This window comes from Bartonella sp. OC68QHHN, assembly GCF_042193875.1.
GTDB classification, from domain to species: Bacteria; Pseudomonadota; Alphaproteobacteria; order Rhizobiales; family Rhizobiaceae; genus Bartonella; species Bartonella grahamii_A.
The window spans coordinates 25,862-44,299 of record NZ_JBHIME010000058.1 but is presented as its reverse complement, the minus strand read 5'-3'; the positions used below and the strand labels follow the sequence as shown (position 1 = coordinate 44,299).

Annotated in this window: 15 protein-coding genes and 1 other RNA gene; 7 read left to right on the top strand and 9 right to left on the bottom strand. The window is 39.6% G+C overall.

Features of this window, described 5'->3' with window-relative positions; translation table 11 throughout:
- Window positions 1-12 precede the first annotated feature (12 nt).
- From ftsZ to ligA, 5 genes are all read left to right on the top strand, one after another.
- Complete coding sequence (gene ftsZ, locus ACFIJ0_RS06840) at window positions 13-1,785, top strand: cell division protein FtsZ (RefSeq protein WP_375644288.1); 1,773 nt, start codon at window positions 13-15, stop codon at window positions 1,783-1,785.
- 212 nt (window positions 1,786-1,997) lie between these two features.
- Entirely contained in the window at window positions 1,998-2,882 is an 885-nt protein-coding gene (lpxC, locus tag ACFIJ0_RS06835; protein WP_375622997.1) for a UDP-3-O-acyl-N-acetylglucosamine deacetylase, read from the top strand.
- Between the two features lie 158 nt (window positions 2,883-3,040).
- Window positions 3,041-3,934: an outer membrane protein assembly factor BamD gene (locus ACFIJ0_RS06830; protein WP_375622995.1), complete on the top strand. Its 894-nt coding sequence runs from the start codon at window positions 3,041-3,043 to the stop codon at window positions 3,932-3,934.
- Window positions 3,935-3,940: 6 nt separating this feature from the next.
- Window positions 3,941-5,602, top strand: a complete 1,662-nt coding sequence (recN, locus tag ACFIJ0_RS06825; RefSeq protein ID WP_375622993.1) for a DNA repair protein RecN — start codon at window positions 3,941-3,943, stop codon at window positions 5,600-5,602.
- A 110-nt stretch (window positions 5,603-5,712) separates the two neighbouring features.
- A complete protein-coding gene (gene ligA, locus ACFIJ0_RS06820; protein ID WP_375644286.1) occupies window positions 5,713-7,872 on the top strand; it encodes an NAD-dependent DNA ligase LigA in 2,160 nt (719 codons plus the stop codon).
- Window positions 7,873-8,475: 603 nt separating this feature from the next.
- Here ligA and ACFIJ0_RS06815 read toward each other — a convergent pair.
- The 3 genes from ACFIJ0_RS06815 to ACFIJ0_RS06805 are packed head-to-tail and all read right to left on the bottom strand — an operon-like array spanning window position 8,476 to window position 11,798.
- Complete coding sequence (locus tag ACFIJ0_RS06815; protein ID WP_375622990.1) at window positions 8,476-10,302, bottom strand: aminopeptidase P family protein; 1,827 nt, start codon at window positions 10,300-10,302, stop codon at window positions 8,476-8,478.
- Window positions 10,303-10,319: 17 nt separating this feature from the next.
- Window positions 10,320-11,189, bottom strand: a complete 870-nt coding sequence (locus ACFIJ0_RS06810) for a 50S ribosomal protein L11 methyltransferase (RefSeq protein ID WP_375622988.1) — start codon at window positions 11,187-11,189, stop codon at window positions 10,320-10,322.
- A 27-nt stretch (window positions 11,190-11,216) separates the two neighbouring features.
- The gene (locus tag ACFIJ0_RS06805) at window positions 11,217-11,798 is read right to left on the bottom strand and encodes an SCO family protein (protein ID WP_375622986.1); all 582 of its coding nucleotides are present in this window, start codon (window positions 11,796-11,798) and stop codon (window positions 11,217-11,219) included.
- A gap of 136 nt (window positions 11,799-11,934) precedes the next feature.
- Here ACFIJ0_RS06805 and ACFIJ0_RS06800 point away from each other — a divergent pair, with 136 nt between their 5' ends.
- Window positions 11,935-12,564 carry a DapH/DapD/GlmU-related protein gene (locus tag ACFIJ0_RS06800; RefSeq protein WP_375622984.1) on the top strand — a complete coding sequence of 210 codons (630 nt, stop codon included), beginning with the start codon at window positions 11,935-11,937 and terminating at the stop codon, window positions 12,562-12,564.
- 56 nt (window positions 12,565-12,620) lie between these two features.
- Here the strand turns inward: ACFIJ0_RS06800 and ACFIJ0_RS06795 are convergent, their stop codons facing one another.
- From ACFIJ0_RS06795 to ssrA, 5 genes are all read right to left on the bottom strand, one after another.
- Complete coding sequence (locus ACFIJ0_RS06795; RefSeq protein WP_375644285.1) at window positions 12,621-14,960, bottom strand: ATP-dependent helicase; 2,340 nt, start codon at window positions 14,958-14,960, stop codon at window positions 12,621-12,623.
- A 121-nt stretch (window positions 14,961-15,081) separates the two neighbouring features.
- Entirely contained in the window at window positions 15,082-15,333 is a 252-nt protein-coding gene (locus ACFIJ0_RS06790) for a ribbon-helix-helix domain-containing protein (RefSeq protein ID WP_015856625.1), read from the bottom strand.
- Between the two features lie 10 nt (window positions 15,334-15,343).
- Entirely contained in the window at window positions 15,344-15,526 is a 183-nt protein-coding gene (locus ACFIJ0_RS06785) for a DUF4169 family protein (RefSeq protein ID WP_375622980.1), read from the bottom strand.
- A gap of 8 nt (window positions 15,527-15,534) precedes the next feature.
- Entirely contained in the window at window positions 15,535-16,071 is a 537-nt protein-coding gene (locus tag ACFIJ0_RS06780; RefSeq protein ID WP_375622978.1) for an SspB family protein, read from the bottom strand.
- A gap of 182 nt (window positions 16,072-16,253) precedes the next feature.
- Window positions 16,254-16,610: a transfer-messenger RNA gene (gene ssrA / locus ACFIJ0_RS06775) on the bottom strand.
- A gap of 96 nt (window positions 16,611-16,706) precedes the next feature.
- On the opposite strand from ssrA, the gene ACFIJ0_RS06770 reads away from it, so the two are divergent.
- Complete coding sequence (locus ACFIJ0_RS06770) at window positions 16,707-17,012, top strand: DUF2853 family protein (protein WP_375622976.1); 306 nt, start codon at window positions 16,707-16,709, stop codon at window positions 17,010-17,012.
- A 76-nt stretch (window positions 17,013-17,088) separates the two neighbouring features.
- Here ACFIJ0_RS06770 and ACFIJ0_RS06765 read toward each other — a convergent pair whose 3' ends face one another.
- Window positions 17,089-18,396, bottom strand: coding sequence for an MFS family transporter (locus tag ACFIJ0_RS06765; protein WP_375622974.1), 1,308 nt, complete (start codon window positions 18,394-18,396; stop codon window positions 17,089-17,091).
- Window positions 18,397-18,438 lie beyond the last annotated feature (42 nt).

The following is an 18,438-nucleotide window of genomic DNA, read 5'->3' as shown; positions in this document are numbered from 1 at the left end:
AAGGAAAAGAAAATGACGATTAATCTGCATCGGCCAGATATCGCGGAATTGAAGCCACGCATTACCGTTTTTGGTGTTGGAGGTGGTGGCGGGAATGCCGTGAATAATATGATAAATGCTGGTCTTCAGGGAGTTGACTTTGTTGTTGCAAATACGGATGCACAGGCTTTGGCTATGTCAAAGGCTGAACGTGTTATCCAACTTGGGGCAGCTGTGACAGAAGGTTTAGGTGCTGGTGCCTTACCGGAAGTTGGACAAGCGGCGGCAGAGGAATGTATTGATGAAATTATTGATCATCTTGCAGACTCTCATATGGTTTTCATTACTGCTGGTATGGGGGGAGGAACTGGAACAGGGGCTGCTCCCGTTGTTGCTCGCGCGGCGCGTGAAAAAGGTATTTTGACTGTTGGTGTTGTGACAAAGCCGTTTCAGTTTGAAGGCGCACGTCGTATGAAAACGGCAGAGGCTGGTATTGAAGAATTACAAAAGTCTGTCGATACATTGATTGTTATTCCCAATCAAAATCTTTTCCGTATTGCAAATGATAAGACAACGTTTGCTGATGCTTTTGCTATGGCTGACCAAGTGCTTTATTCTGGTGTTGCTTCCATTACGGATTTGATGATTAAAGAGGGGTTAATTAACCTTGATTTTGCTGATGTTCGCTCTGTTATGCACGAAATGGGTCGAGCCATGATGGGAACGGGTGAGGCATCTGGTGATGGGCGTGCTTTGGCTGCGGCTGAAGCTGCTATCGCAAACCCATTGTTGGATGATACCTCTATGCGTGGGGCGCGTGGTTTACTGATTTCTATTACGGGTGGTCGTGATATGACTCTCTTTGAGGTTGATGAAGCTGCTAATCGTATTCGTGAAGAAGTGGATGCTGATGCGAATGTGATCTTTGGTGCTATTGATGATGAGTCATTGGAAGGTGTTATTCGTGTTTCTGTGGTTGCCACCGGTATTGATCGTGAAGTTAGTGATGTGGTTCAGTCCTCTCATCCTCAGCTTCAAAGGCCTGCTGCTTCAATGCGCAAAAGTGATCCTGGAACGTCACACAGTTCTTTTCATGTTCAGTCATCGCCAATGCGTTCTGAGTCAATGGTAGAAGTGATTGAATCACTTGAAATAGAGAAGGGTAAATCAACCGGAGAACAGTTCCGTCCTAAAAGTCAAATTTTTGCACATCCTGCAGAAGCAATGACGACACGAAGTGCGATGAATGCTGTTGCGTATGGTTCGAATGCTGTTCAGGAACAGAGATCAAATGTGCCCCGTATGCAAGTAAGTCGTGGTTCTCAACAGGCTATGACGGCTCCTGTGAGTATGGAGGCAACAGCGCATGTTCTTGATGAGATGTCAGGGGTTGTGAAGCAAAAAGAAAAGCCAGTGCAACCAAAACAAATGCAACAAATGCAAGCGCGTGCTCCAATGCGTATGCCTGAGTTAAAGGATTTTCCTCCTGTTGCTTATGGACAAAGTCAAAGAACATCTGTAACTGATCAAGGTCCTCGTAATCTATGGCAGCGTTTGAAACAGAGCTTGACACATCGTGAAGAAGCAGAGCCAGAAGCGAGGCTGGAGCCTGCTGTTAGATCGTCTCAGCAGCAAGAATCTCATGTTTACAATAAGAATTCTCAGGTGCTTTCTCAAGATGCTTCTGTTTATGTTCCACGTCGTTCTGGTGAGTTGCACCCTCAGGTACCACAAGATCAGCGTACTTTTATAAGTGAAGAAGATCAGTTGGAAATACCAGCATTTTTACGTCGTCAAGCAAATTAATTGATGAAAAATGAGGTAAAGTAAGAAATTTTATTATTTCTTTAATGATCAGTCAAAAATTATACAGTAAAATATATTGCTGTTTTTTGGATAAAGTACTTTGTTTTTAAAAAACCGCTTATAATAAGCGGTTTTTTTATTATTTACTATAAATATTTTTTATAGTTTTATAAATTTTGTTAAAAGATGTAAAAGCAATTCAATAAAATAATATGATGAATTTGGTGCCAAAATATCAGGCTACTCTTAAAAAAGCAGTAACATTTAAGGGGATTGGCGTTCACAGTGGTTGTTTATCAGTGGTAAAGGTTTGTCCAGCGGATGTTGGGTGTGGTATTATTTTTAAGCGTTGTGGATTAGACGGAACAGAGAAAATATTTCAAGCTCATGCATCGCAAACAGGAGAAACTGAATTATCAACGATACTTGGAGATGGAGATGTAAGGGTTGAAACAATTGAACATTTGATGGCAGCAATTGCCGCTTATAATTTGGATAATCTTGTTATTGAAGTGTTACATAATGAGATTCCTATTTTGGATGGTTCAGCGTGGCTATATTGCCAAGCTTTTGAGGATGTTGGCATTGTACAGCAAAATGCGTTGCGTTCTTATTTCATTATAAAAAAGCCGTTGCGGGTTGAAGGAGCTCATGGTGTTGCAGAGCTTTTGCCATTCGAAGGACGTCGTTTTGATATAACGATCTCTTTTCCGTCTTCTGCTATTGGTAGGCAACATTTCAGTTTTGATCTTACCACAGGAGGGTTTAGAGATAATTTGTCACGTGCGCGCACTTTTGGTTTTATCAAAGACGTGGAAAAATTAAGGCTTTCTGGAAAGGCGAGAGGCGCTTCTTTGGAAAATTCTCTTGTTATCGACCTTAATGATAAAATTTTAAATCCCGGTGGTCCTTATTGGGAGAATGAATGTGTTCGGCACAAGATGCTTGATGCGATTGGTGATACTGCTTTGCTTGGGGCGCCTTTTATTGGATTATTTCGTTCTTGTTGTAGTGGACATAGAATTAATGCGCAATTGGTGAAGGCTGTTTTGGCAGACGAATCATATTACGAAAAAATTTTTTTAGAGAAAGAGTAAAAAAATTGACAAGATTTTTTTATCGTTTATTGGATTTTTAAGGGGATGATTGACCTAAACTGCTAAATTGGTTATGTGGATTTTAAAGTGATATGGTATAAAACCTTTGATAAATTGTTTTTGCTACAAGGTGATATTCTGTGGAGGCCGTAAAAACTATGAAAAAATCTTATGTGTGCATTGGAAATATGACATATAGAAAATCTAACATTGTACGCAAGATATTGGGGGTGGTGCTTTTGGGAAGCACCTGTATGTTGGCGGGATGCCTCTTTAAAGAGAAAAATACCCTTGATCCATCTGCTTATGTTTTGAAAATAGAGCCACCAGATGTTTTATATAATCAGGCGCTTGCTAGCCTTGAGAGTGGGCGGCTTGGGGATGCATCGAAGAAGTTTTTGAAGATTGAAAAACAGTATGCTTATACAGACTGGGGGCGTAAATCTTTGGTCATGGGTGCTTTTACTAATTATCGACTCGGAAAGTATGATGATTCAATTAGTATGGCTCAACGCTATATTACTCTTTATCCAGGGGCGACTGACTCGGCTTATGCGTACTATATTATTGGTCTTTCTTCTTTCCGTAGGATTCCTGATGTTACACGTGATCAACGTGATACGAAACGTGCTATTGCTGCTATGCAGCTCCTTATAGAGCGTTATCCTAATTCTGAATATGTCAAGGATGCTAAGGATAAAATACGTTTTGGGCGCGAACAGCTGGCTGGTAAAGAAATGCAGATTGGCCGTTATTATGAAGAGGGGCGGCGCTACCTTGCGGCAAGTAGACGGTTTCGTACCGTGGTTGAAGAGTATTCCGATACAAATCAAATTGAAGAAGCACTTTTCCGCTTGACTGAGGTTAATCTTGCTCTCGGTTTAATGGCGGAAGCACAGACGGCAGCAGCTATTTTAGGGCGTAATTATCCCAAAAGTGAGTGGTATAAATTTTCTTATAATCTCTTGCAGAAGAATAAAATATCGCCACGCGAGCATAAATCTTCTTGGATCTCAAATGCTTTAGGTGGTGATAAGAAGAGGGTACGTTGATTCTCTATGCTAGTACAGCTTTCGATTCATAATATTGTTTTGATCGAAACGCTCGATATTCATTTTACGGCGGGGTTGACGGTTTTAACTGGAGAAACAGGTGCGGGGAAGTCTATTCTCCTTGATGCTTTATCACTTGCTCTAGGGGGGCGGGGTGATGCTTCGCTTGTGCGTTATGGTGCTGACCGCGGGCAGGTTACAGCTGTTTTTGATGTGTCTGTTTCACATCCTGCACGTCAACTTATTCGTGAGAATGGTCTTGATGATGAGGGTGATATTATTTTACGACGTGTGCAATCAAGTGATGGACGTAGCCGTGTTTTTATCAATGATCAGGTGTCTAGTGTTGCATTGATGCGGAGTGTTGGCCGTTTGCTGGTTGAAATCCATGGACAACATGATGATCGTGCGCTTGTTGATGTTGCTACACATCGCCAATTATTAGATGCCTTTGGTGGTCTTGAGGATGAAGTAGAAAATTTGCGTCAGTGTTATCACACATGGCGTGAATTTGAGGAGCGTTTGCAACGGCAGCGTCTTAAAGTAGAGAGCGCTGTACGTGAGGTTGATTATCTTCGTGCGTGTGTAGAAGAGCTTGAAAAGCTTGATTTTAAAGTTGGTGAAGAGGATGCTCTTTCTCTTCGCCGTGCCGATATGCTTAAATTAGAAAAAATAGCGACGGATATTAAAGAAGCGGATGATCTTTTAACGGGTCAAAAATCACCAATCCCAGTGCTTTCTAATTTGGTGAGGCGTTTGGAGCGGAAAATTCCTGAGGCACAAGAGCTTATTGCACCAGTGGTGAAATCTATTGATGAGGCATTGCATGCACTTGCAACAGCACAAGAAGGTATTGAGACGGCAATACGAGCATTAGATTTTGAACCCGATGAATTGGAACGGATAGAAGAGCGTCTTTTTTCTCTTCGGGGTTTTGCTCGTAAATATCAAGTTTCTGCGGATGAATTGGTTCAGTTACGTGATAAAATGGATGCTGAACTAGCTGATTTTGAAGAGGCTCAGATTATATTGACACGTTTTGAAGATGAGGCAAGACAAGCACAAAAAAATTATGATATGTTAGCACAAGCGTTGACAATAAAACGTCAAGAGGTTGCAAAACACTTGTCTGAAAGCGTGATGACTGAGTTACCGGCATTGAAATTAGAGAGGGCTGAATTTATTGTTGAAATGCAAAGTGATATGGAAAAGCGGAGTGCAGAGGGATGTGATCGTATTGAATATTGGGTGCGAACAAATCCTGGAACACGTGCTGGACCGATGCTTAGTGTGGCTTCTGGTGGTGAATTATCTCGTTTTTTGTTGGCATTAAAAGTTGTTTTGTCTGATCGAGGATCAGCACCGACGCTGATCTTTGATGAAATTGATACAGGCATTGGGGGGGCTGTTGCATCTGCCATTGGGCAACGGTTGCAACGCTTAGCAGAGCATGTTCAGGTTTTCGCTATTACGCATGCTCCACAGGTTGCATCGAAAGCGCGTGGTCATTTTCTTATTTCAAAAATTGAGAGTCATGATAAAGGACGCTTTGTTACTGCGATTCATAAAATGGAAGAGCATGAGCGTGCAGAAGAAATTGCTCGTATGTTGGCAGGAGAACAGATTACTGAAGAAGCACGTGCAGCGGCTCAAAAGCTTCTAGCATAAAGGTGATTAGTCAGCGATAAAAATACTGGAAAGCTTGTATTTGTTGAGATTCACTTTATGAGGAGGCGTGGAGATCCTGGTAGCAGTGCTCGTAATTTGGAATAGATTTTATGAACAAAGATGCAGATAAAAATCTCACAACTATTGAAGCAGAAAGTGAATTAGAGTGGTTGGCAAAAGAGATTGCACGTCATGATGTGCTTTATAATCGCGATGATCAGCCTGAAATTTCTGATGCAGAATATGATGCTTTGCGCCGCCGTAATGCAAAAATTGAAGCTCTTTTTCCAGAGCTTATTCGTGTTGATTCTCCTTCACATAAAATTGGGGCACCAATTTCTGAAAAGTTTGAAAAATCTGTTCATACACAGCCAATGCTTTCACTTGATAATGCGTTTAGCTCTGAAGATGTTACTGAATTTGTTGAGCGTATTCGTCGTTTTTTACGGTTTCCAGAAACACAAGTGTTGGAAATAACAGCGGAGCCAAAAATTGATGGTTTATCTTTGTCTTTGCGCTATGAAAAGGGGCGGCTTGTGGGTGCGGCAACGCGTGGGGATGGCACTGTCGGTGAAAATGTGACGGCAAATGCCCGAACAATTGCTGATATTCCAAAAGTTTTGCAAGGTGATTTTCCTGATATAATTGAGGTGCGTGGTGAAGTTTATATGGGGCGGGAGGATTTCCAAGCACTTAATATCAGCCAGCAAGAGAAGGGCAAGTTAACCTTTGCTAATCCTCGAAATGCGGCGGCTGGTTCACTCCGTCAGCTTGATTCACGGATAACCGCTAGCAGAAAACTTCAATTTTTTGCTTATGCTTGTGGTGAGGTGAGTGAAATATTGGCAGAAAGTCAAATGGAGATGATGAAAAAGTTAAAACAATATGGCTTTGTTATCAATCCATTAACAAAAGTCTTTAAGACAGTAAAAGAAATTATTTCTTATTATCACGATATCGAAGAATGCCGTCATTCTTTAAGCTATGATATTGATGGCATTGTTTATAAGGTTAATGATTTGATACTCCAAAAGCGCTTGGGGTTTGTTTCTCGTTCGCCGCGTTGGGCGATAGCCCATAAGTTTCCAGCAGAAAAAGCGATAGCGCTTTTGGAAGATATTGACATTCAAGTTGGTCGCACGGGAGCTTTGACACCTGTTGCACGTCTTACGCCTATTACTGTTGGTGGAGTGGTGGTGACTAATGCTAGTTTGCATAATGAGGATTATATTAAGGGAATTGGTCATAAAGGAGAGCCCATTCGTGAAGGACGTGATATCCGTATAGGCGATAGCGTGATTGTACAACGTGCTGGTGATGTGATCCCTCAGGTTGTTGATGTTATTATTGAAAAACGCCCGAAAGATGCTGTAGTTTTTATTTTTCCTCATTTGTGTCCAGCTTGTGGAAGCCATGCTGTTCGTGAAGTGGGGGAAGCCGTGCGTCGCTGTACAGGGGGGCTTATTTGTCCTGCACAGGCGATTGAGCGTATTCGTCATTTTGTTGCGCGCAATGCTTTTGATATTGAGGGCTTGGGTAAAAAACAGGTAGAGTTTTTTTTCTATGCTCAAGATGAAGCGCTTTGTATTCATACACCAGCCGATATTTTTACTTTAGAACGTCGCCAAGAAAAATCTTTGATACGTTTAGAAAATATAGAAGGTTTTGGTACTGTTTCAGTTCGCAAATTGTATGATGCCATTAATGCACGCCGCGAAATTCCTTTAAGCCGTTTTTTGTTTGCATTGGGGATTCGTCATGTTGGAGAGGTGAATGCACGCCGCCTTGCGCGTGCTTATAAAAATTATACAGCTTTTGAAACTGCGGCTATGGGAGCACTTATGCCATGTGATAAGGAAAATGAAAAAGGTAATGAAGCTTGGATGGAGCTTATCAATATCGAAGGAATTGGACCACAGGTAGGGAGCGCAATTGTTGATTTTTATCAAGAAGCGCATAATCGTGAGGTTTTGTCTGTTTTACTTGAAGAAGTAACCCCTCTTAATGAGGAGCCTATCATGACAGCTTCTTCCCCAATAGCGGAGAAGATAATTGTTTTTACAGGAACTTTGGCGCATATGTCACGCGATGAAGCAAAAGCATTGGCAGAGCGATTAGGGGCCAAAACATCTGGTTCACTTTCTAAAAAAACAGATCTTCTTGTTGCAGGACCTGGAGCGGGCTCCAAATTGGCTAAAGCTGAAGAATTAGGTGTTAAGGTTATCGATGAAGAGGCTTGGCTACAGTTGATTGAGGAGCATAATGTTTAGAGGGTGTTTTCTAGAAGATGCGTATGCTGTTTGTATGATTATTTCTCTTACATTTTTGGGGGGTGGAATCAAAAAGGGGATAATAGGGGCTATTTTTTTGCAAAAATAGAGCGCCATATACTTTGATATTTATTAAGTTATTAAAAAAACATTAAACTTAAATATTAAAATTAAACTATTATGATTAAGAATATACAAGGTTATTATTAGGAAAAGATATACGGGATCATTGTGAAGCAAAGTAAAAATTGTAAATAAATATGCAGAATTTGTGAATCTAAACGGCGTAATAAGCTGGTTATAATAAGAGTTTTAGAAATGCGACGCGGAGGATTACAAAATATAATGAAAATTTCTATATAGCAGAATAAGGCTATAACTCATGTAGAGATGTTGGAGGATAGTTGAGAAGCATTATCTTTTATAGGTGTATCCCGTTCTGTTTCAGTTTGGGAAGAGCTTTTGTCGTATCGGCAAAAAAACTTGAAGTATTTTATAGAAGCATTTTTTGTGTTTGCTGATGGTAAATATGCATTTCTCTCTTTAAAAGAGAAGGGTGTGGTGTTTTGTAAGAAGCGTTGGAAGATATTTGTGTTGCTTCATTTAAAGAGGCATTGTTGCCTCTTTTGACCATTTTTTATCTTCTTCATTTAAGTAAGGTGCATTCATCTGATAAACGCGCGCATGGTAATCATTGAGCCATTGCCGTTCTTCTTGTGTCAAAAGATTTGGGAGAATGAGTTTTCGATCAATAGGGCAAAGTGTAAGCGTTTCAAACGAAAGCATTTCTATATCTCCACCATCAATTTTTTGTGCTGGCTTTACGATTATCAAATTTTCAAGACGGATACCAAAAGCACCTTCGCGATAATATCCTGGTTCGTTTGAAAGAATCATACCGGAGATGAGTTCTTGGCATCCTTTGCGGGAAATATTTTGTGGTCCTTCATGAACAGAAAGATAAGATCCAACACCATGACCGGTGCCATGAGCATAATCAAAACCAGCTTTCCACAAGGCAATGCGCGCTAGAATATCAATGTCTTGTCCGCGGGTTCCTTTTGGAAAGCGAGCAGTTGAAAGGGCAATCATACCTTTGAGGACAAGCGTGAAACAGCGTTTTTCTTCTTCTCCAATATTCCCAATCGCTACTGTACGTGTGACATCTGTCGTTCCATCACGATATTGGCCACCTGAATCAACAAGGTAAAGTTCACCAGCATTGAGTTGTTTATTTGTTTGTGTCGTTACACGATAATGAATAATGGCGCCATTTTCTCCTGCTGCTGAAATTGTATCAAAAGAAAGATCTTTGAGTTTCTCTCCCATTTCCTTTGCTGTGTTTATGCGAAATTCTTCTAATTTTTGAGCAGCAGAAATTTCATTTATTGTACCTGGTATTTGTTTATCTAACCAAGAAAAAAAACGGGTTAGGGCAACACCATCGCGGAGATGCGCTTTACGTGCGCCATTGAGTTCTGTGTCATTTTTAATAGCACGTGGTAGAGCGGCAGGATCGGTAAGTGTGATGAAAGAGCTATTTTTTTCTTCAATAACAGTTCGTAATTTTTCGCATGTTAGCTGTGGATCTAAGGCAAACACTGTTCTTTTTTGAACATACTCTTTGATCTTTGGAATAAGCTGTTCTGGTTCATATAATTTTGCATAACGTTCCAGATATTGTTTCTGTTCTACATCAATTTTTTTGCTGTTAATGAATAAGGCTGGTGTTTCGTTAAGTGGAATGAGAGAAAAACACAAGATAAAAGGTGTATTGGAAACATCACTGCCCCGTATATTGAATATCCATGCAATAGAGGAGGGATCTGTAAAAATAAAAGCATTTGCATGAGTTTGCTGTATATCTTTGTAAATCAAAGCGAGTTTTTCATCTGTATCGCACCCAGCATATTTGAGAGGGTGAATTGATAAGGCAGATTTTGGAAATGGTGGCTGATCATGCCAGAGCAGATCAATGGGATTATGTTGAACTGCTACAAGTTTTCCACCGGCTTTTATCTCTAAAGATTTTTTCAATGTTGCTGTAGCGGCAATCGTGTGGAGCCATGGATCAAAGCCAATAGAAAGTTTTTGGCCATTTTTTTCAAACCATTGTGAGGGAGGGCAAGCTATGAGATCTTCATAATCAAAAATATCAGGATCAGTTTGTTGGCGAACTTGGAGCTTATATCGCCCGTCTGTAAATATGATGGCTTTGTTTTTTAAAATCAGTGCAATCCCAGCTGATCCAGTAAAGCCGGTTAGCCAGCTAAGGCGTTGAGCATGAGGAGGGACATACTCTCCTTGGTGTTCATCTGTACGTGGAACAAGAAAACCATCGAGTCCAAGACGGTCTAGTTCTTTACGAAGAGAGGCAATGCGTTCTGAAGCATAAGCAGGATTTGTTGTCGCCTCAAAAGATTGATACATAACGACGTCCTTTTCTTTTATTTTAGATGTATCGTAACCCATCCTTGCCGGTGGTATGTTTCGATATGCTTGAGCCCTTGTTTTATATAAGTCTCCAAAACATGGGCATGTTGTTCTTCAAGAATTCCAGAGAGTATAAGTGATCCTCCTTTTTGAAGTGCTTTTACCACTTCTTGCGCAAGTTTAATAAGCGGATTAGCAAGGATATTGGCAACGATGAGATCAAAAGGGGCTCGTGATGCAATTGCATCATGGGCAAAACCTGTTGCTGTAATAGCTGTAACATATTCCTTGACACCATTGAATTCGATATTGTGTTGTGCAACTTGAACAGCAATTGGGTCAATATCGGATGCAAGCACAGTGATTGGTTTGAGCATTGCGATGCCAATGGCTAGTACACCGCTCCCAGTACCAAGATCAAGGGCATTTTTTGGATTTTCGTGTTTCATGACTTTGGCAATCATTTCTAAACAACCAGCTGTTGTTCCATGATGTCCGGTGCCAAAAGCTTGATTAGCTTCAATTTCAATAGGGAGAACATTTGCTGGAATGGCGTTTCGGTTGTGACTTCCATGAAGAAAAAAAGGTCCAGCATGCACAGGTTTTAGTCCTTCAAGGCTTTTTTGTACCCAATCAATGTTGGGTAAAACTTCCATATTAATTTTATCAAAATCTATAGAAAGGATTTGGGCAAAACGTTTTGAAATATGCTCGTAATTTTCTTGGTCTACATAGAGTGAAAGTTCATATACAGCATTTTGTTCATCTATCTCTGTAAGAGCAAGAGGATAACCTTCTTCATCAAAGGCTGTTTCTATAAGGGTGTAGAACCGTTCTGCTTGATTTTTAGAAGCAGTATAATAGAGGCGAATTTGTTGCGACATGCTGTTCTTTCTTTTGATCGGCTTTTTTTAGTTTAAGATGAGTTTTTTTAACCGTTCAATGGCGATTTCATCTTTTAATTCGCTATCGCTTTCTTTCGTGTCATAACGGATAACGCCAGCTAATTTTCCACCTTTTTTGAGTAAAAAAATTGCTGCTGTATGGTCATATGTATAGTTTCCATCTGTTCCAGGGACTTTTTCAGCAACGATGTTAAAGGAATTGACCATTTTATGAACTTTATCAGGATCTCCACTGATACCAATGATTTTATTGTTAAAATTACTGAGATATTCATGGAGTACTTCTGGTGTATCACGTTCAGGGTCAACAGTAACAAACCATATGCCTAATTTATCGGCATTGGATCCAAGGGCTGTAAGCCATCGATCAAGATTCATCAATGTTGTAGGGCAGATTTCAGGACACATAGTGAAGCCAAAAAAAATTATTGAAGGCTTGCTTCGAATATCAGCTTCAGTAATAATTTTTCCATTGGAATCAGTGAGTGTAAAATTATCACCTAAAGGCTTATTTTTTAACGCATCATAAATAAAAATGCCTGCAAGAAATATGACTGTCAGCCCCAAGATGCGTATTACATTTTTCATAATTTGACTCTCTTAGATAAATCAGGAAATTTTAACATCGGCAGATTTTTTTTGCAATCTCTGTTTCATGGTTGATTTTATTGGCTTGATTGGTATGTCTTTCCATATCTATTGATGAAACATTGGTGAAAGATACATGAACATTGAGAACGATCTTCTATTTCATGAAAGTGAGCCTCGTATTCATACGACAGCACGGCTGCATGGTTGTAAATTAGGGCGCTATGTGGAAATTAATGAGCGGGTGATTTTACGGGATGTAACCGTTGGAGATTTTTCTTATTTAGAACGTAATAGTGAGGCTATTTATAGCGATATTGGGCGTTTTTGTTCTATTGCATCTCATGTACGGATGAATGCGTTGGAGCATCCTATTGAGCGCGTTTCAACGCATAAAATAACCTATCGTCCTAATGAATATTTTCGTTATATGGCATTAGATAGTGTTTTTCGCGAAAGGCGCTGTGCAAAACGTGTTATCATTGGGCATGATGTATGGATTGGATATGGTGCGGTTATTATGCCTGGGGTGACAGTTGGACATGGCGCTATCATTGGTGCGAACGCTGTTATAACGAAAGATGTTATGCCTTATGCGGTTGTCGCTGGTGTTCCTGCAAAGCGCTTGCGGATGCGTTTTTCCGATACTGTGATAGAGTGCCTTTTGGAGATGGCTTGGTGGAATTGGCCGCTTGATAAAATTTATAACGCATTGCCTGATATGCAAAACTTATCCATCGAAGTCTTTGTTCGCAAATGGAAATGATAATCAGAATAAAACAAAATGGTCTCTTGAAAAAACTGATTGTGGTTTGCTTTTAGTTAAGCTTTGTTTACAAAATTATCCAGCACACGCTTTTCTCCGGCTTTTTCAAACATTATTGTCAATTTATGATCGTCTATTTCTGTAATATGACCATAACCAAATTTTATGTGAAAAATCCGATCATGGATAGAAAAATCTGATGATGCATGAGAGATTGATTGAGCGATAATTTTCCCTTCAATAGTCTTGTTTTTTTGTGCACGCTTTTGTCTTGCTGTTGCATAGTCAGTATAACAGGAATCGTGATTTTGAAAGGAAGATTTTCCATAACCACCATAAGATGTTTCCATTGCTATGGCTTCTATATGTTCTGCTGGTAATTCATCTAGAAAGCGGGAGGGAAGAGCAGATTGCCAAAGTCCGTGAATTCTACGGTTAGATACAAACCATATATGCAGATGTTTTTTTGCTCTTGTGAGTCCAACATAAGCAAGACGCCGTTCTTCTTCTAATCCTGAACGTCCACCTTCATCTAATGAGCGCTGGTGGGGAAAGAGTCCTTCTTCCCAACCTGGAAGAAAAACTGTTTCAAATTCAAGCCCTTTGGCTGAATGAAGAGTCATGATGTTGACTGCATCGGTATTTTCATTGTTTTCAGCATCCATAACGAGTGCAACATGTTCCAAAAAACTTTGAAGATTTTCAAATTGTTCCATAGAACGGATCATTTCTTTAAGATTTTCTAGTCGTGTAGGAGCCTCTGGTGAGCGATCTTCTAACCACATGGTTGTATAACCAGAATCATCAAGGATGATCTCGGCAAGTTCTCTATGAGGAGTGTCTTGAAGCATATTTTGCCAGCGGCGGAAGTTTTCAATAAGGCTTCGTAATGCACTGCGTGCCTTAGGCTTTAACTCATCTGTTTCAATGATGTCAGCGGCTGCAGAAAAGAGAGGAACAGCACGTGCTCGCGCACTCTCATAAAGAATGCGCAGGGTTGTATCGCCTATGCCACGTTTCGGTGTATTAATAACACGCTCAAAAGCTAAATCATCAGCAGGTTGGACAACAACACGTAAATAAGCCATAGCATCACGTATTTCCCTTCGCTCATAAAAACGAGGACCACCAATGACGCGATAGTTAAGACCAAGTGTTACAAAGCGATCTTCAAATTCACGCATCTGGAATGATGCGCGCACTAATATAGCTATATGATTTAATGAATGACCAGCTTTTTGCGCTTGTTCAATTTCTTCTCCGATGGCACGGGCCTCTTCTTGCGAATCCCATGCTGAATGAATTTTTACTTTTTCTTCCTCACTCTTTATTTGTGCAGAAAAAAGGACTTTGCCTAGTCTTTCTTCATTATGAGCAATGAGATGGGAGGCGGTTTTAAGAATATGGGATGTTGAGCGATAATTGCGTTCTAGACGAATAATTTTGGCAGAAGGAAAATCTTTTTCAAAACGTAATATGTTCTCAACTTTTGCGCCACGCCATCCATAAATGGATTGATCATCATCGCCAACACAACAAAGATTAACATGTTGACCTTGAGGATGTTGTGCCAAAAGGCGAAGCCAGAGATATTGTGCTGTATTTGTATCTTGATATTCATCGACAAGAATATAGCGAAATTGAGAATGATATTCGCGAAGAATATCTGGATTATGTTGGAAGATGGAGATAGAATGAAGCAGAAGATCGCCAAAATCGCAAGCATTAAGATCTTTTAATCGATTTTGATAACTGTGATAAAGTTCGCGTCCCATGCCGTTGCCAAAGGAATGAGCATCACTCTTTGAGATATGTTCTGGTGAAAGTCCTTGATTTTTCCAAGAATCAATCATCATGACAAGGTTTCGTGCGGGCCAACGCTTATCATCTAATCCTTCAGCTTGAATAAGCTGTTTTAAAAGTCGAAGAACATCATCGTGATCGAGAATAGTAAAGTTTCTCTTTAAATCAACAAGCTCTGCGTGACGGCGTAAAATTTTAGCACCAGTGGAATGAAAAGTTCCAAGCCAAGGCATACCTTCAACAACTCCTCCAATAAGTTCACCAATACGTATTTTCATTTCACGTGCTGCTTTGTTGGTGAAAGTGACAGCAAGTATTTGCTGAGGAGAGGCAAGCCCAGAGCGTAAAATATGAGAAATACGGGTTGTTAAAACGCGTGTTTTTCCTGTACCAGCACCTGCAAGAACTAAAAGAGGCCCCTCAGTATTCATAACAGCTTGTTGCTGTTCTGGATTGAGTTGTTCTAAATAGTCTGTGTTATATGATTTTTGTTCTTTTAGAGTATGGGAGAAAAAACCAGAGCTCTTCTTATCATGATCTGGAGGGGAATCTTCTTCAAAGAAAGGTGTGTTGTGATCAAAAAAATTACTCATTATATCTCTTTTTTAGTCTTTTTTTCATTGAAGTTCTAGATTAAAAAAACTTTTCTTTAAAAAGTCACAACAGCTTCAGTTGAATAAACAGAAAGAGAACGTAAAAAAATAAGCACAAACATTAAAGGCGTTGGGTGAGAACGCTTTGAAGGGCATAAACGCGTAACGAAGCCGAAAGATTGATTTGTTGTGGTCTTTTGCTATCAATATCAGTGATAATAAAGGCTAAAGATTGTCCTTTTTTGCGTGCTATATCTTTTAGAATATCTAAAAATGGTGGTTCTAAAGAGACGCTTGTTGCGTGTCCATCAACGCGAACGGATATCTTTCGTGGAATGACTTTTGACCAATCGATAGAATTATTTTCGTGCATTTTCCCACCTTTATTCGTCGTTTCGTAAACGATTTTGATCAAGAAATTTTTGCGTTTTTAAAGATTTATGTTGCTCAAAATTTTTTTCAGTTTTTGTTCGTCCAAAACGATAACGATTTTGCTCAGCACGAAGAGATTTTTCTGTACGTTTTTTTTGTTTTCGAAATTGGCGAAGATTAATCAATTCAGTCATGAGAAAAATTATTTTTTCCGAAAAGAATCTAACGAGACAACATCAGCACTTTGTTTTGTATCATTATTTGAAGATCCTTTATCTGTACTGAAATTTTGTTCTTTTGGAAGTGTGTTTTCTTTTTTTTGTTTGTTTGATAGGGTAATGGGCGTAGTTGAGGTATTTTCACTTTCTCCAGAGGTAAGATTTGAGGGCAGATCAAATGCTGCTTCAAATGCTGCTACAGGATCATAAAAGACCTGAATGGAAGTAAAAGGAATCACCAGCTTTTCGGTTATTTCCCTGAAGGAGAGGGTTACTTCGAAAGCTGTTTCTGAAACACTGAGATCTCTAAACTGATGTTGTAAGACGATTGTCATTTGCTCGGGATAGCGATTTTTTAGCCGAGGAGAAATTTTAATACCTGGAGCATTCGTCAAAAAAGTTATAAAAAAATGATGATTTCCCGGAAGACCTGCTTTAGCAACTTCCGATAAAACTTTACGGATAACTCCACGAAGCGCATCCTGAACGAGAATATCGTAACGGATTTGATCTTTAACCATCGAAGTTTATTCCTTTTATTTCACGTAGCAGAATGAGGCGTATTGATAATGTGTGATAAAATATATTTTAAAATTAGCAGTATTTTGTCTACGATGCACCTCAATAAGTCGAATAAATACGAAACTCTATGGTAAATAATGTCTGATAATACCTGAAAGATCAATCAATAATATTTTAAAAAAGTGAAGGCTTCTGTTGCCAGGTGCCTCCGAACCCCGCTTAAACCTGCGACGGTTTAAGACTTATTTTGAAACATTCACACTGCATCAAGCAGCGAGACGTGCTTCCGCATAGTTGTCATTTGCAACTACTCATTTAGTCCGATAACGGTGGTACTATGCCGAGTAAAAGAGCAATCTTTACGCCCTTGTCGATCCTATTTCGCCCCCACCAAAGTATAATTTTCGCTTATTATATTTTGGTGGAGGCGCCGGGTACCGCCCCCGGGTCCAATGAGTTTATTTCATTGTCCATTTATTACCATAGCTGACAAGTCAGCCCTTTAAATATAGATGAAGAACGGTCTTTAGAAAAGGGGGGGTTGTTAATATTTTAAATCCTCTAATTATTTATGAAGCTGTATAACGCGGTTGTAAAATACAGTCGCTAATTCTTGGAGAGGAGATGGAGCAAAATGACCAATGATCTAGCAGATATTAAATTATATGATAAAAGTCCCGATGAGGCTGCAATAGAAAGGCTTCGTCATCGCTTAGCTTTAGTGATGAAAAAACAGGATGCATCACTTGTTGCTACATCGGATCCAAAAGAGTTAGAACGCGTTGAAAAATGGGTTCAAGATGTATTAGGCGCTGATGAGCAGAGGGCTAAAATGGCTGTGTCAAAAGTTGCAGAAATGATGTCTGGAGATCACAGAAAAAGTCGTATGACTTTCTATTATTTGGTAGCCAAACAATTAAACGCACTTGATAAAATTTAAATAATTTTAAAATTCAATTTTTGCTCAATAAAAAAAGCCCAGAGAGTTCTGGGCTTTTTTGTTTAGCATCAAAGGCTTAATTGGTTTCGTCTTCTTGAAGATATCCTCCTTTGCTCATATCCGGTATAAAGAGGGTGGCAATGAATGCAATGATCATTATGCCGATTACATAAAAATAAAAGAGTGATTCATGTCCCATATTTTTTAATCCAAGTGCTACGTATTCGGCAGAACCACCAAATAATGCATTGCCAATAGCATGAGAGAGACCAACTCCCAGTGCTCGTACTGAAGAGGGAAACATTGCTGATTTTACGACACCAGAGATGGATGTATACATGCTCATAATACAGAGTATTCCAATAATGGCTGATAGCGCAATCCATGGATTATGTGCGTGACCGATTATGAGAAGTCCAGGAATCGTGAAGAGAGTAGAGAGTGCACTCCAAAGGATCAGTAAATTTCTAGTCCCAATTTTATCAGCTATGATACCAAATATGGGTTGGAGTAATATGAAAATAAAGAGTGCTGCGGTCATTACAGTTGTAGCAGTATGTTTATCAAAACCGGTAGTTGTGATCAGATATTTCTGCATATAAGTCGTACAGGTATAAAATGTGAGAGATCCCCCAGAGGCAAAGAGAACAATTACAAAAAATGCTTTTGTGTGTTTGCTTAGAAGCTCTTTAAGACTCCCAGTGTGTTTTTGAGAGCGGCTTTCTTTAGTGGTTGTTTCATGAAGTGAACGACGTAGATAAAGTACAACGAATACTCCCAATCCACCAATGGCAAATGGAATACGCCAGCCCCATGTTCTTAATTGGTCTTCCGTTAGATAAAGTGCCAAAATAAATATAATAAAACTAGCTAAAAGTTGACCAGTAATAAGCGTACCAGATTGGAAAGAAGCGAAGAGTCCGCGGTGTTTTTTAAGGGAAATTTCGCTTATATAAGTTGCAGCTGTACCATATTCACCACCTGCTGAAAGTCCCTGCATCATACGGATTAGGAGAAGAAGAATTGCTGCAGTTCTCCCTAAAGTTTCATAAGTGGGAAGTATGGCAATGAGAAAAGAGCCCCCACACATCATAAGAATAGATATGAGCATTGAGCGTTTGCGTCCATAACGATCAGCAATAAAGCCAAAGATCCAACTTCCAATTGGGCGCATAAGAAAACCAATAAAGAAGATTCCTGCAGTTTGTAAAAATTGGGTAACAACATCGCCATCTGAAGGGAAAAATTGTGGTGCAAAGTAAATAGACGCAAATGAGTAAACGTAAAAATCATACCACTCTACTAGATTCCCTGATGCGCTAGATATGATAGCAAAGATACGTTTTCTTGTGTCATGTTGTATTAAAGTTGTTTCATTTTTCATGAAGTGCTCCCCTTTTAGATTTATAGTCTATATTTTCTAAAC

Excerpts from the sequence above, each read along its gene's own strand:
- ftsZ (WP_375644288.1), top strand. The coding sequence starts at position 13 with ATGACGATTAATCTGCATCGGCCAGATATCGCGGAATTGAAGCCACGC.
- lpxC (WP_375622997.1), top strand. The coding sequence starts at position 1,998 with ATGATGAATTTGGTGCCAAAATATCAGGCTACTCTTAAAAAAGCAGTA.
- ACFIJ0_RS06830 (WP_375622995.1), top strand. The coding sequence starts at position 3,041 with ATGAAAAAATCTTATGTGTGCATTGGAAATATGACATATAGAAAATCT.
- recN (WP_375622993.1), top strand. The coding sequence starts at position 3,941 with ATGCTAGTACAGCTTTCGATTCATAATATTGTTTTGATCGAAACGCTC.
- ligA (WP_375644286.1), top strand. The coding sequence starts at position 5,713 with ATGAACAAAGATGCAGATAAAAATCTCACAACTATTGAAGCAGAAAGT.
- ACFIJ0_RS06815 (WP_375622990.1), bottom strand. The coding sequence starts at position 10,302 with ATGTATCAATCTTTTGAGGCGACAACAAATCCTGCTTATGCTTCAGAA.
- ACFIJ0_RS06810 (WP_375622988.1), bottom strand. The coding sequence starts at position 11,189 with ATGTCGCAACAAATTCGCCTCTATTATACTGCTTCTAAAAATCAAGCA.
- ACFIJ0_RS06805 (WP_375622986.1), bottom strand. The coding sequence starts at position 11,798 with ATGAAAAATGTAATACGCATCTTGGGGCTGACAGTCATATTTCTTGCA.
- ACFIJ0_RS06800 (WP_375622984.1), top strand. The coding sequence starts at position 11,935 with ATGAACATTGAGAACGATCTTCTATTTCATGAAAGTGAGCCTCGTATT.
- ACFIJ0_RS06795 (WP_375644285.1), bottom strand. The coding sequence starts at position 14,960 with ATGAGTAATTTTTTTGATCACAACACACCTTTCTTTGAAGAAGATTCC.
- ACFIJ0_RS06790 (WP_015856625.1), bottom strand. The coding sequence starts at position 15,333 with ATGCACGAAAATAATTCTATCGATTGGTCAAAAGTCATTCCACGAAAG.
- ACFIJ0_RS06785 (WP_375622980.1), bottom strand. The coding sequence starts at position 15,526 with ATGACTGAATTGATTAATCTTCGCCAATTTCGAAAACAAAAAAAACGT.
- ACFIJ0_RS06780 (WP_375622978.1), bottom strand. The coding sequence starts at position 16,071 with ATGGTTAAAGATCAAATCCGTTACGATATTCTCGTTCAGGATGCGCTT.
- ACFIJ0_RS06770 (WP_375622976.1), top strand. The coding sequence starts at position 16,707 with ATGACCAATGATCTAGCAGATATTAAATTATATGATAAAAGTCCCGAT.
- ACFIJ0_RS06765 (WP_375622974.1), bottom strand. The coding sequence starts at position 18,396 with ATGAAAAATGAAACAACTTTAATACAACATGACACAAGAAAACGTATC.